General features: G+C 36.9%; 11 protein-coding genes. 9 read left to right on the top strand and 2 right to left on the bottom strand.

Annotated features, from left to right (window positions below; all coding sequences use genetic code 11):
• Positions 1-190: 190 nt before the first annotated feature.
• The 3 genes from RGB74_RS09550 to RGB74_RS09540 all read left to right on the top strand — a co-directional run bounded on the left by RGB74_RS09550 (position 191) and on the right by RGB74_RS09540 (position 4,278).
• Entirely contained in the window at positions 191-1,930 is a 1,740-nt protein-coding gene (locus RGB74_RS09550; protein WP_310762756.1) for an ABC transporter ATP-binding protein, read from the top strand.
• Positions 1,927-3,705 (top strand): ABC transporter ATP-binding protein, encoded by a 1,779-nt coding sequence (locus tag RGB74_RS09545; protein WP_310762755.1) that lies wholly within the window; start codon positions 1,927-1,929, stop codon positions 3,703-3,705. The genes RGB74_RS09550 and RGB74_RS09545 overlap by 4 nt, the downstream gene beginning before the upstream one ends.
• Before the next feature lie 129 nt (positions 3,706-3,834).
• Complete coding sequence (locus RGB74_RS09540; RefSeq protein ID WP_310762754.1) at positions 3,835-4,278, top strand: hypothetical protein; 444 nt, start codon at positions 3,835-3,837, stop codon at positions 4,276-4,278.
• Between the two features lie 41 nt (positions 4,279-4,319).
• On the opposite strand, the gene RGB74_RS09535 is transcribed toward RGB74_RS09540, so the two are convergent.
• Complete coding sequence (locus tag RGB74_RS09535; RefSeq protein ID WP_310762753.1) at positions 4,320-5,648, bottom strand: oligosaccharide flippase family protein; 1,329 nt, start codon at positions 5,646-5,648, stop codon at positions 4,320-4,322.
• A 130-nt stretch (positions 5,649-5,778) separates the two neighbouring features.
• Between RGB74_RS09535 and RGB74_RS09530 the strand changes: the two genes are divergently transcribed.
• The 6 genes from RGB74_RS09530 (at position 5,779) to RGB74_RS09505 (ending at position 13,165) form a co-directional block, all read left to right on the top strand.
• On the top strand, positions 5,779-7,038 hold the full coding sequence (locus RGB74_RS09530; protein ID WP_310762752.1) for a M24 family metallopeptidase: 1,260 nt from the start codon (positions 5,779-5,781) through the stop codon (positions 7,036-7,038).
• Positions 7,039-7,124: 86 nt separating this feature from the next.
• The gene (locus RGB74_RS09525; protein WP_396136042.1) at positions 7,125-7,631 is read left to right on the top strand and encodes a hypothetical protein; all 507 of its coding nucleotides are present in this window, start codon (positions 7,125-7,127) and stop codon (positions 7,629-7,631) included.
• Positions 7,632-7,796: 165 nt separating this feature from the next.
• Entirely contained in the window at positions 7,797-8,687 is an 891-nt protein-coding gene (locus RGB74_RS09520; protein ID WP_310762750.1) for a GNAT family N-acetyltransferase, read from the top strand.
• 106 nt (positions 8,688-8,793) lie between these two features.
• Positions 8,794-9,531, top strand: coding sequence for a CBS domain-containing protein (locus RGB74_RS09515; protein WP_310762749.1), 738 nt, complete (start codon positions 8,794-8,796; stop codon positions 9,529-9,531).
• Positions 9,532-9,669: 138 nt separating this feature from the next.
• Positions 9,670-12,627, top strand: coding sequence for a formate dehydrogenase subunit alpha (fdhF, locus tag RGB74_RS09510; protein WP_310762748.1), 2,958 nt, complete (start codon positions 9,670-9,672; stop codon positions 12,625-12,627).
• Positions 12,620-13,165 (top strand): helical membrane plugin domain-containing protein, encoded by a 546-nt coding sequence (locus RGB74_RS09505; protein ID WP_310762747.1) that lies wholly within the window; start codon positions 12,620-12,622, stop codon positions 13,163-13,165. The genes fdhF and RGB74_RS09505 overlap by 8 nt, the downstream gene beginning before the upstream one ends.
• 144 nt (positions 13,166-13,309) lie before the next feature.
• Here RGB74_RS09505 and RGB74_RS09500 read toward each other — a convergent pair whose 3' ends face one another.
• Positions 13,310-14,212, bottom strand: a complete 903-nt coding sequence (locus tag RGB74_RS09500; RefSeq protein WP_310762746.1) for a glutamate biosynthesis transcriptional regulator GltC — start codon at positions 14,210-14,212, stop codon at positions 13,310-13,312.
• Positions 14,213-14,223 lie beyond the last annotated feature (11 nt).

Genomic DNA, 14,223 nt, shown 5'->3' with positions numbered 1-14,223 from the left:
ATCCAATACATAAACCGAGTAAAAGTGCCTGAACTAATCCTAAATAATATCGAGGGAAATAAATTGTCAGGGGTCAGACCCCACCTCTCAATTTATCCCTTAATTTGTGAAAAAATAACAAGTAAAAATAATGAAAATTTTGTGAAAATAGTATAAAATAAAGTGCTTGGAGCGAGAGGGGGAACTAAATATGAAGCTGTTATCAGTGACGCTTAAGCATTTTAAACCTTATTGGAGGGGGCTTCTGCTAGCATTTGGATGTTCGTTGATCGGTGGAGTATTCACCGTAATACCGCCAATACTTGCAGGTAAACTAGTTGACGATATTCTTCCCAATAAAATGACTGAAATGATCGGCTGGTTGGTTGCGGGTGTATTTTTTGCATTTCTATTTAAAATTGTATTTGAAGCTCTGCAAGAATTTATTCAAGTCCAAATCGGACTCGATGTTATTACAGATATGCAATTAAGAGCATTTGGACGCTTACACAAAACACCAATGTCATTCTTTACGACAACACCTCGTGGAGATATGCTTTACCGGCTCACTCACGATGTTGAAGCAGTTCAAAACTTAAACAACACGGTTGTGCCGCGTTTTGTTCAGCAAGTAGTGAGTGCTGTTGCTGCCTTTATTGCGGTATTTGCTCTATATTGGCCAGTTGCAATCGTCATGTTTGCTGTATTTGCCATTTATCTTTATCCGTCTTTTAAATTAGGCCACACAATGAGAAAAATGAGTGCTGTTCAGCGTGATATGAATGCAGATATTTATCACCATCTGCAGGAAAGCATTGAATCTGCAAGACTCGTTCGTACTTTCCAAACACAAGAGCGCGAAGTACATACACAAGATAAAAAACTTACAGCTTGGAAGAATTATTCCATTCGTGCAGCTTTAATCGGAAAGGTGAACTGGCGGCTTGGCAACTTATTTAATATCGCTACTCCGGGAGTGGTCATGGTAGTCGGAGGTCTTGCTGTCTGGAACAATACGATCTCAGTAGGTACGCTAGTTGCTTGTCTAGGTTTTATTCCAACTATGTTTTTCCCAATTCGATCTTTAGCCGAAAATGCGCTTGTCATTCAACAAGCTATTCCAGCTCTTCAGCGAATTTATGAATATTTTGATCTACCAATAGAACATGAGGAAGATCTCCCTAAAATGGGGAATATTCGCGGCGATATTAAAGTTGAGGATCTCTGGTTCCGATACCCTGATAAAGAAGAATATGTTTTAAAAGGAGTTTCCTTAAATATGCACGCTGGCCAGCATATCGGGATCGTTGGCACAAGCGGGGGAGGTAAGTCTACACTTATTCAGCTGCTATTAGGCTTATACGAACCTGAAAAAGGAAGCATTGAAATTGATAACCAAAACTTATTTGCATACAACAGAAACTCTTTTAGACAGCAGGTTGGTGTTGTATCTCAAGAAACATTCTTGTTAAACAACACACTTCGTATGAATCTATTATATGGAAGAAAAGATGCATCACAAGTAGAATTAGAGCAGGCTTGCGAAGCAGCTGGGTTAACAGATTTCATTAAGGATCTTCCTGAAGGTTATGAAACCATTGTTGGTGAAAGAGGTTTGAAACTATCTGGCGGACAACGTCAGCGGGTTGCGTTGGCTCGTGCAATTCTTCGCCATCCTGCACTTTTAATTTTTGATGAAGCCACGTCATCACTTGATGGCGAAACAGAAGAGAGAGTTCAATCTGCATTAGAAACACTAATTCCTGGAAGAACAACGATTACGATTGCACATCGCCTCGTAACTGTCAGAGATGCAGACAAAATTTTGCTTCTGGATAAAGGTGTTGTGGCAGAAGAAGGTACTCATGATGAATTATTAGCATTAAAAGGTCAGTATTATCAGCTTTATATGGCACAGTACAGTGAATTAGAAAAGGAGAGAGCGATATGAACCAAGCTGCTGTAAAGCAAAAAAACCGTGACGGCAGACGCGTTCTTGCCTTTTTAAAACCTCATAAGAACTGGGTTTTCGCAGATGCGTTCGTAATAGCAATCAGCCAAGTGTTTTCAGCCCTTATTCCTACACTTGCAATGGGCTGGCTTATTGATACAATCTTACCTGACGAATCTAACAAACTATTATGGGGTCTGATGTGGCTGCTCATATTTGCTGCAGTTGCGGATTTAATACTGATGGTAATTGATGAATACTTTTGCCATCAAGTGGCAAAAACCGTTACGAACTGGCAGAAATTGCGGTTATTTAAACATCTTCAGTTACTTCCATTTTCGTTTTACCAAAACAATCAATCTGGTGAAATGATGGCCAGGGTATCTGATGATCCAGACACGCTGCATAATTTCCTTGCATGGGAAGGCTCAACATTTATGGCTTCCGTTCAAGGGGTCGTTCTTTATAGTTTTGTACTTTTGTGGATTCATCCTTATCTCATGATTACGAGTGTTGTTTTAGGGATCATATTCTACTTAACATCAAATGCAGTTGGACAAAGAACACGGCAAGCTTCAGCGAATGCCAGAAAAGAAGCTTCCCGTTATTTAGAAAGATTACGCGAATCTGTAACTGGAATTCATCTCTCACGTGTCCTCGGTGTATCCGATGGAGAAGTTGAAAGCGTAGCAGAAATACGCAGATCTTTTATAAAAGAATCTCGTTATGAATTAAAAGCACGTATGCAATCAATCGTAGTTATTGGAAGCTATAACGGTCTTGCATTAGCTGTAGTTTATGGTCTTAGTGCCTATCTAATCTGGAACAACAAATTATCAACGGGTGAGATGCTTACTGCAGCAGGACTTGTAGCGATAGCTGCAAATGAAATGCAAAGAATGCTTCGAAACTGGCTTTCCGTAAGAAGAACTGGTCCTGCTCTTGATCGCTCTGAACTTTTATTAAGCGAAAAGACATCACAAGCTGAAACAGAAAAAGGAATTATCTTGCCTGAACTTGATGGTTCAATCGAATTAAAAAACGTTTCATTTGGTTATCCCGAAAAAGATGAAAAAGTCTTAAAAGGTTTGTCTTTTTCCGTAAAATCTGGAGAAGCGATTGCTCTTGTTGGACCTAGCGGATCTGGAAAGTCCACAATAGTAGACTTGCTGCTGCGTTTTTATGAGCCAGACTGTGGTTCGATACATTTAGACGGTGTTGATATTTCCACAATTGATGCCGGTTGGCTCCGCTCTCAAATCGCAATCGTTTCACAAGATGTACAGCTTAGGAATGGTACTCTTGCTGATAATTTAAGGATCGCTAAACCTGAGGCTACTGATGAAGAACTGTTAAGTGCCGTTTTTGACAGCGGATTAGGTGAATTCATTCAATCCTTGCCCGATGGATTAAACACCTCAGTAGGGGAGAGGGGAAGCTTATTATCTGGTGGTCAAAAGCAAAGGTTATCACTTGCAAGAGCACTTGTAAAAGATGCATCTATTTTAGTGCTGGACGAAGCTAGTTCTGCACTCGATCCCATCACTGAAGTGCAAGTGAATCAAGCTATTAGTAACAGAAAGTCAAAACAAACCGTCTTTATCATTTCACATAGACTTTCTACTGTCCTTGCTGCAAATCGAATTGTTGTTATTGAAAACGGAAAAATGATCGAAGAAGGTAATCATGACATGCTTCTGGAATCAGAGAATGGTGTCTATAGTCGTTTATTTAAACGCGAAGCCGAAATTGGAACCCAAGCTTTTAGCAATTAAATAAAAAAAGTTTTTCCGTAGTCGTATTGTTCATAATTTTTATTATTTGGAGAACAACGAAAACGTCACATTCCTAACATCATATATAAATATCATGAATAGATTTGATTTAAGAATGGGGGAATTTAATTGATAAAATTATCTATGCCTGCAGGTCTGCATTTGGAATCAGCGATGGCCGGTGGCGTTGAAGGTGACAAATTAATTGAAGTGTTACGAAACCATGATTTACAAGCATTAAAACATATCGAGAAGGCAGAAACGAGCTGGTTGTATTTGTTTCAGTATGCTGAAGATCATTGGGAATCAATAATTGAAGCCATTCATGAAGGATATACCTATAAATTTATAACCATCAGGGGATTGGTGAATTTAATACGAACAAAATTTTCCTTTGTTGAAAATCAGGATTTTTCGATGGATGAGTCAAGTGTACAGCTTACTTTGAATGAGAATCAGCTTCGTTTTCTACAATCCAGAGTGCCAGAACAATGGATGTTTATAAAAAATGACAAACATCAGCGTTTTAATTTTCGTGCAATTCTCGCTCAAAGACAGCAAATAAATTCATAAAACAAACGAAACTGGCCAAGCAAACATGCTAAGCCAGTTTTTTAATAATGAAATTCATTTTTGGGCCCCAGCCAGGTTGTAATTCCAATCGCTTTACATACAGATAAATAATGGAGCAGCATCAATAAAACAGATCCCGCATTCATTCCAATAATAATGCCGTGCATACCAAATGATGGACGTGAGCCTAAAAAATACATGAGACTGAATGAAATTAACGTCGACCAAACCGATTGAATAAACGCAGTGTTAATTAAACCAAGACCAATTAAATAAGCTTGCAACGGGATTAAAAAGAAGGTAAATAAAAAGCTCGGCCAAAGTAATTCCAAATAAGTAGCTGCAGATGAAGAATGAAAGAAAAGTATTGTTAACTTTTCAGAAAATAAAAGAAAAAAAATAACAACAGGGAATCCATAAGCAGCCGTAATCCACATGACTCTCCTAAGCAGTATCTTTAATTTTTCAACGTCTTTTTTAGCAGTAGCTTCCGAGACAGTTGGAATTAATACAACAAGTAGTGAATGTGCAATAAATGCTGGAAAAAAACCAATCGCAATTGCTACACCTGCTAATAATCCAAATTGTTCAGTAGCCGCTACATCAGACAAACCTGTAGCTGATAGAGCATATTTGATAAGGAATGGCTGAACCGCATTTGTAACAGCGTGGAAAAGACGAAGTCCGGTTGTTGGTACGGTAACCGCCATTAAGCTTTTAGTGACTACTCGGCTGCTCATCATTTGGTTCGTCTTAGATTTCATCTTTCCATACTGAAGCCAATAAGCAGTAAACAAATAGACAAGAACTATAAATTCACTTCCAACGAAAGTTGCTAACGCAATTAAGATTGCTGTCTCTTTATCAAATGAAAATAGCTGATAAATTGCTGTTAATAAGATTAGTTGAGCAAATTTTCGAAAAAGGTTTGAAATAGCCAGTTTCCCCATTTGCTGCTTTCCCATAAAATACCCTCGTGCAATAGATGTGAAAGATATCATAGGAATGAGAGCTACCATTAACCATCTTACCAAGGGATGGTAACTGTTAAAAACAGAAACAAAAGGAAGCACTATTATCGCGATTGCAACCATTGCTATAGTGATGATAACCGTTAAAGCTGTTGCGTGTTTTAACATACTATAATGCAGTTTTTCGTCCTTTTCCGCAATAAATTTTGAAATGGAAATAGGCAACTCCAGGCTAGCTATAATAATGATCAATATTACCGTTGGAAAGATCGACATATAGTGTCCCAATCCATGTTCTCCAAGCTGTTTAGCAAGAATTATATTTACTAATAGTTCCAAACTTTCACCAATAAGTGCAGCAGCTGCGAGTAATAAAACTCCACGAAAGAATAGTTTCATGATGCATCTCCTTGTACACGTTGTCCTCCTATTCATATGCTTTTGAAGATCAATCAAGACCATGAAGGAGTTTGGAAGTATAAAATAGAAAAGTTAAATTAGAAAATGTGAAACAGAGGAAGTGTTACTTATGAAAGTAGAAACCATTAACCATATCACCATACTGACACTTGCAGAAAGAGACAAACTCAAGGATCAATGGCTTTTGAACAGACTGCAATTATTGCTGCCTTCATTAATGCAAAAACACGGGCTAGATATGTGGATTACAATAGGCAGAGAATATAATGAAGATCCCATTGGACTAACATTTTTCCCTTCGGCCATCGACAGTTCAAGAAGATTAACGATTTTTGTATTTGTTAAGGATAAGAAAGGAGAAATTAACCGCTTTGTTATTCATCCCAATAAAGAATTTGAACCATTTTATACATGTTTTCCAATCAAAACTGGAGAGAGCGCGTTCGAAGCGCTGCGTGAAATAATGGATTCCTATTCTCCCGATAACATTGCCGTCAATAAATCTTCTCATTATGCATTTTGTGATGGTTTAAGTCATTCTTTTTATGAAACACTTTTAAATACGATCGGTCGTGTTCATGCAAAGAAAATAATCTCATCAGAATCGATTGCACTCGACTGGCTACAGCTTAGAACAGAATCAGAACTCGATAAGTACAAAGATTTGGCGAATATCACTCAATCTATTGTAAAAATGACTCTTTCAAAAGAAGTAATCAAACCACATGTTACAACTACAAACGATGTTGTGAGCTGGATTAGGCAGAAAGTGTTAGATCTTGGCTTAAAAACTTCTTTTTATCCCACAGTTGATATTCAAAGAAAACACGCAGAAGCTGACCGTATAACAGGTACTATTCTTCCTGGGGATATCGTTCACTTGGATTTTGGTATAGAATACTTAGGTTTATGTACAGATACGCAGCAATTAGCATATGTTTTACAACCAAATGAAACCGATATACCAGAAGGCTTAAATAAAGCGCTGCAAATTGGGAATGACTTTGAAGATTTATTTTTTGAAACTTGCAAAACAGGAATGAGCGGAAATCAATTATTCAAAAATGTGATGAAAAAAGCTGAAGATAAAGGAATTAAGGCGATGCTTTACTCTCATCCTATAGGATCCCATTGTCACGCTGCCGGACCAATTATTGGTTTATACGATAAACAAGAAGAAGTCCCAGTTAAAGGGGAATTAACTATTCAAAATAATACTTGTTATGCTTTAGAGTTTAACATTCGTACGTATATATCTGAATGGCAGCAAGATATCCCTATTTACTTGGAAGAATCGGTTTGTTTTAAGGGTGATAAAATGCATTACTTAACGGAAAGGCAAACATCATTCCATATTATCACATTATAAAAATTGGTAAAAAGTTTCATTTGATATCTTCATTTCCCTTTAGTAAAATGGAAAACTGTGTGATTCAGTAATTTGTTTTAAGGGGGATGGGATCGTTGCTATTACTTGGTCTTGAAAAAGAAGATGATCAGAAACTCGATCGGAATGAACTTGATTTTCAATTATTGAGAATGCAAAATGACATGAAACAAATCGCAAAAGACTTCGATGTGATTGGCGTAGACCAAACAAAAGAAGATAATCTTGTCATCGTTTATAAAACAGAAGAATTAGATCAATGCAAAATCATGCTGAACGACTGTGAATCAAGATATGATGGATGGGATTTTTCAATTGATGCTATTTATAAAGATGACCGCACTCTTCACATAGGAGATATTAAAGGTCCATCAAACAAAGGATATGGTTCCATTTGTATGCAATACTTGAAAGAAACTGCTGCAGATAATAACGTTCCAGTCATTAAAGGTGATATTGCAAAGCGGGACTGGGATCATGTAGATAGACTCGTTCATTTTTATGAAAAACACGATTTCGATATTGAATTAGACTTAGATAATAAATGTGGAAAAATTGAATGGAAAGGTTATTAAAGAAAGAAGATGTGATGAATAACACATCTTTTTTTGTGTTGTTTTTTCAAAATATTCATTATAATAACTTTAGGTTATTAACAAGGAGGCTTCTATAAAATGATAATGATCTCAATTTGATTATAAAATATGCTGCTGATTTGTTAATTAACTGGGGGAATGTACATGAAAACCGAACTGATAACAGACTCAACCAAAAAGGATTTTCTTTTGTTTTGTAAAAAACATCGTAACCATTTAGATGATTCTTATCTCAGTGACAAGGAACTCGAGTTGTTCTGTCCAGAGAAAGAAGCAGCATATGTGATCAGGGATTCTGATAATCTGATTATTGGTGCGGTTTCATTAATTCTGGATCATGACTATATAATTACTAAAAAAGCTCGATTCCGCATCTTTTTTTGTGAAAAATCCGAACAAAAAATATATCAGCATTTATTAGATAAAATAATGAACAACCTTCAAGCTGGCGATTATATTTATGCATTTGTAAAAGAAGAACATATTAAATTACATGAATCTTATAAAATTATCGGCTTTGAAATCGAAAGGTATGTATTTGTCTTAGAAAGAGACGATTTAACTTTATTGCCTCCAATCTTTCCTGAAGATTATTCCTTAAAAACCTTTAGATTCGGAAGAGATGAATCTATTTTTTGCAAAGTGAGGAATGAAGGATTTAAACAGCTTATCGGTTTCACTCCAATGTCACCTAAAACAGCTGCACAAATGCAAAATTGGGATGATTACTTAGAAGATGGGATATTTCTTCTTTATCACAAATGTGAACCAATCGGCGTCGTTCGAACAGGTAAAGATTTTTTCAACGGAAGTCATTATGCTACTGTAAATACTTTAGCGATAATTCCAAAGTACCAAGGTAAAGGTCTTGGCCGTCAACTGTTAAGAACTTGTTTGGCTTATGGGAAAGAAAAAGGCTTAGAAAAAGGATTTTTGTGTGTAAATGCCGATAATGATCAAGCTGCTAAACTCTACGAACAAGAGGGTTTTCAGAAAACGGAATCCTTTGTTTGCTATAATTTTATAAAGAACTAGAATGTAAAACCTGTTCGTATTAGAGCAGGTTTTTTTATTTACGTTTATGTTCTTATTATTTAAGGGTAGTAAGAGGGTAGCTCAAATAATAAGGAGAGATAGAAAAATGGTTGTAGCCAAGATGAAGACAAAAAGTGAAAATTCTTTATCCGACAGGTTTGAAATTGCATTCAATCAAATTCATAAATGTTTAATTGAAAAAGTCAAAGATACTTGTGATGATAGATTTAAGCAATTGGTAGAAAATGGTATGAAAAAACATTCCCTCATTCGTTCGTTCTATAATGAGCTTTGTCAATTCGCCAAACTCAGAAATGCAATTGTACATGAAAAAGTAGATCATGATTTTTACATCGCTGAGCCACATTTAGATATCGTAGAAAGAATAGAGAAAGTTGCAGGTTATTTTATGAAACCTGAGATCGCACTTAATATTGCAACCAAAAATGTTCATCATTTTAAAGAAAATGACTGTCTAGCAGATGTACTGAGCTGTATTCGCGAAACCTCATATTCGCGGTTTCCAGTTTACAATGAAAAAGGAGAATATCTATGGTTATTAACAGCTACATACATTTTAAATTGGCTTACTGACCGTCTTGCCGATCAAGTTATTGATTTAAATAACGCAAAAATTTCTGATATCGCCAACAGAGAAGAAAAGCAGCTAGTTGCTTTTATATCTAAAACATCCAGTATTTTTAAAGCAGAAGAAATTTTCGAAAACTTCCATAAAGATGGCAAAAAACTCGAAGCGATCATTATTACATTAAATGGCAGTGAAAATGAAAAACCACTAGGAATTGTCACATCTTATGATCTAATCGAAATAGATTTAGAATAATTAATATAAACGCTCATTACGAGCGTTTTTTGTTTTGTCATGATTATGATGAATTGTTTAGGGAGAAAACGATAAGGGAACGAAAAATTAATGACTGAATTATTTGTATATTTATAACAGTTTGAAAGGGTGAAAGAATTGTCAGAACCTTATTTTGTAAAAATTAATGGCTCAGAAGTAAAAGCAAAAGATAAGCAAACCATTTTAAATCTTCTATCTAATACGGCAACACAGGTACCCCACGTTTGCTATCATCCAAGTCTAGGACCTATTGAAACTTGCGACACATGTATTGTAAAAATAAACGGTGAATTTGTTAGGGCATGTTCAACAAAGTTAAAAGAAGGCGATGAAGTTGATACCTGTTCAGATGAAGTAATAGAAGCTCAAGTGATTGGGATGGACAGGATACTTTTTAACCATGAACTCTATTGTACGGTTTGCGATTATAACAATGGCACCTGCGAAGTACATAACACCGTAAAAGAGATGAAAATTAATCATCAAAGTATTCCGTTTGATCACAAACCATATGAAGTGGATCGTTCAAACCCCTTTTACAGGTATGACCCTGATCAGTGTATATTGTGCGGTCGCTGTGTAGAAGCCTGTCAGGATGTTCAAGTGACTGAAACCTTGTCAATTGATTGGGAGCGAGAAAGGCCACGTGTAATTTGGGACAAAGACGTTCCTATCAATGAATCATCTTGTGTTTCATGCGGACACTGTTCTACTGTTTGTCCTTGTAATGCCATGATGGAAAAAGGTATGGAGGGCGAAGCAGGATATATGACTGGAATCAACAGAGAAACACTGCGTCCAATGATTGAAATTACAAAGGGTGTAGAGACAGGATACGGATCAATCTTGGCAATTTCGGATATGGAATCAGCGATGCGTGAACAACGCATTAAAAAGACGAAAACTGTATGCACATTTTGTGGGGTAGGATGCAGTTTTGACGTATGGACAAAGGAAAGAAAAATATTAAAAATTGAACCCACAATTGATGCACCTGCTAATGGAATTTCCACATGTATAAAAGGAAAATTTGGTTGGGATTATGTTAATAGTGAAGAACGATTAACAAAACCATTAATACGTGAAGGAAATTCATTTAGGGAAGCTTCTTGGGATGAAGCCTTAAATCTGATCGCTGCTAAGTTTACCGAAATAAAAACTCAATATGGATCACAAGCTTTAACATTTATCAGTTCATCAAAATGTACGAATGAAGAATCCTATTTGATGCAAAAGTTAGCTCGAGCTGTTATTGGTACAAATAATATTGATAACTGCTCTCGTTATTGTCAAACACCAGCCACTATGGGGCTGTTTAGAACCGTTGGGCACGGTGGAGATTCAGGATCCATTAAGGATATCGAGAAGTCAGAACTTATTATTGTCATAGGTTCTAACACTTCTGAATCTCATCCGGTTTTGGCAACACGAATTAAACGCTCTCACAAATTGCACAATCAAAAGCTAATCGTAGCAGACCTGCGCAAGCATGAAATGGCAGATCGTGCAGATCTCTTTATACAGCCCCGGGCAGGTTCTGATTTGGTATGGCTGTCTGCAGTTACAAAATATATCCTGGATAAAGGATGGGCAGACCATGAATTTTTAAGTAAACATGTAAATGGTTTAAAAGAATTCACACAAAATCTTGAAAAATTCACGCTTGAGTATGCAGAAGCGACAACTGGTCTTTCTCAAGAATCTATGATTCATATTGCTGAAACAATTTCTAAATCAAAAAGTGTATGTATTCTTTGGGCTATGGGTGTCACACAGCATATGGGCGGCAGTGATACAAGCACGGCAATTTCAAATCTATTGCTTGTAACAGGGAACTATGGTCGTCCAGGCGTTGGTTCTTATCCGCTTCGAGGTCATAATAACGTTCAAGGCGCAAGTGATTTTGGAAGCATGCCTGACCGTTTGCCTTCTTATGAAAAAGTAGCAGATGAAAAAGTAAGAGCAAAATACGAACAAGCATGGGGTGTAAAAATTCCTGAGGAACCGGGTCTAAACAATCATGAAATGGTTCAAGGAATTATGGATGGAAATGTGAAAGCCATGTATTTAAAAGGAGAAGACATGGGGATTGTAGATTCGAACATTAACCACGTCCATGCTGCATACGAAAAACTAGATTTTTTTGTTGTACAAGATTTGTTTTTAACGAGAACAGCTGAATTTGCCGATGTGGTGCTGCCTGCAAGTCCAAGTCTTGAAAAAGAAGGGACATTTACGAACACTGAACGACGAATCCAAAGGCTGTATCAGGTACTTGAACCTCTTGGCGATTCAAAACCTGACTGGAAAATCATTCAAGAAATAGCGAACCGTTTGGGTGCTGGATGGAATTACACACATCCAAGTGACATAATGGCTGAAGCTGCACAATTAGCACCATTATTCGCCGGTGTTTCTTATGAAAGATTAGAAGGATATAACAGTCTTCAATGGCCAGTGGCTCCAGATGGAACGGATACACCCGTTCTCTTCACAAAAGGATTTCCATTTGACGATCGAAAAGCGAAATTATTTCCAGTCGATTGGACTGAGCCGAAGGAATTTGGTGAAGAGTACGATATCCATGTGAACAATGGAAGGCTGTTAGAACACTTTCATGAAGGAAATATGACCTATAAGTCTGAGGGAATTACATCTAAGACACCAAATACCTTTCTGGAGATTTCGAGAGTTCTCGCTGATGAGAGGGGAATTAAAGATGGAACGCTCGTACGCTTATCTTCTCCTTATGGAAGTGTAAAAGTTCACTGTTTGATAACTGACAGAGTTAAAGGGAAAGAAGTTTACCTGCCAATGAACGACAGCGGAGAAGCTTCGATTAATTTACTGACAAGTAGCCACTCTGATAAAGATACGGATACACCTGCATATAAGGAAACGAGCGCGAAGCTTGAAATCCTGCAGGTAGAAGGGGTTAACCCTCTTCCAAAAATAAACTTCAGATATGGGAATCCGCAACCGCAAATTGGGGTAGAAGTGGATAAAAAATGGGCTCGCAAAGACTATATCTTCCCTGGAGATGTTGTGAAGAAGGAGCGAAACCAACATGGCTAAAGCGATTAAGAACGTTCATAAAATACCTGTGACAGAGGAACAAAAGCGAAAAAATGATTTGCTAGAAGTAGAAAATGCTTTAATAAAAAATAAAGACGCAATTTTGCAAACCCTTGAAATCATGAACCACATGCAAGATAAAGGAATCCTTTCATTGCTTAACGGGTTATTTGGTCAGGGTGACAAAGTGTTGGAAATTGCCATTAAAGCAATGGATAAACCAGAAAACACAAATACGCTTAAAAACCTCCTATTGTTATCAGGTTCATTAGGCATGATCAATGTAAAACAATTAGAGCCGTTTTTATTAAAATTCAATTCCGGTATTGCCCGCATTGCAGAACATAAAGATACTGAGGAAAAAACAGGTTATTTAGACATAGTACGGTCCCTGAAAGATCCAGAAATCAATAAATCGATCACTTTGCTGCTTCAATTTTTAAAAGGTATGGGGCAGGACACAGAGGATTATGAAAAAACCAATCAAGATACACAGGAACAGCGCGTGAATCAAACGAAAAACAAGACACTTGAATAACTTAAAAAAATTAAGCTAACTTCTAAGGCCGAATTCGGCTTTAGAAGTTAGCTTTTTTTAATACTCGTCTCTATTAAACACCGTTGTTTAAATTCCAAGGATTTTCAACACCATCATTTTAACAGTGCTCATTGCTTCATAAATTTATTTGTATTGTTCTAGCACTGAAAAGAAGTGAATTACGAATTCAAAAAAAACTTGTTCAGCAGGTGCTAATTCACGCCCCCTGGGAGTTATCAATCCAACCGTCCTTCTAACATCCGGAATTTCAATAGGGACTTTGACGGTAAAACGCGGTTTAGTTTCACTTATGGAACTATCGGGTAAAAGTGTTACACCCATACCTGCAGTAACTAGCCCTTTGATCGCATCTAAATCCTCTCCTTCACAAGCGATCTTAGGTAAAAAGCCTGATTCCTTACATGCATTCACTACTACTTCTCGTAAGATATATCCTTCGGGGAACAGGACAAAATCATCATTTCTTAAATCGTTCAATAATAATCTTTTTTTATCTGATAATGGGTGCTGATCGGGTAACAATGCTGAAATTTTTTCTGTAAATAAAATATTCCCCTCTAAGTCAGGGTCATTTTTGGGTACTGGACCAAGAAACGCAAGATCAATATCACCATTCTTAACGCTTTCTGTTAAAAAATGATAAGAACCTTGTCTTAAATGGAAAGCAATATGGGGATGCTCTCTTTTAAAGGCTGAAACAACAGTTGGAAGCAGTTGACCTGCAAGGCTAGTTGGAAAGCCGATTTTAATTGTACCTCTTTCAGGGTCTAAGTATTCTTCAATCTGCTTTTTTGCATGGTCTATCGCTTTAATAGCGGATTTTGCATGTTGTAAGAATAATTTTCCTACAGGAGAGAGCTTGATGTTTCTCCCTTCTCGTTCAAAAAGGTCTACACCCAACTCTGTTTCTAAATTCGCAATTTGTCGGCTTACAGCTGATTGAGCGACATGAAGGGCAAGTGCTGCTTCAGATACATGTTCACGTTCTGCTACTTCGATAAAATATTGTAATTGTCGAATCTCCATTTCATCGTCAA

Origin of the sequence: Bacillus sp. NEB1478 (assembly GCF_031582965.1) — a bacterium.
Classification (GTDB): domain Bacteria; phylum Bacillota; class Bacilli; order Bacillales; family Fictibacillaceae; genus Fictibacillus.
The sequence above is the reverse complement of the archived record's forward strand: the minus strand, read 5'-3'. Positions and strand labels throughout refer to the sequence as shown.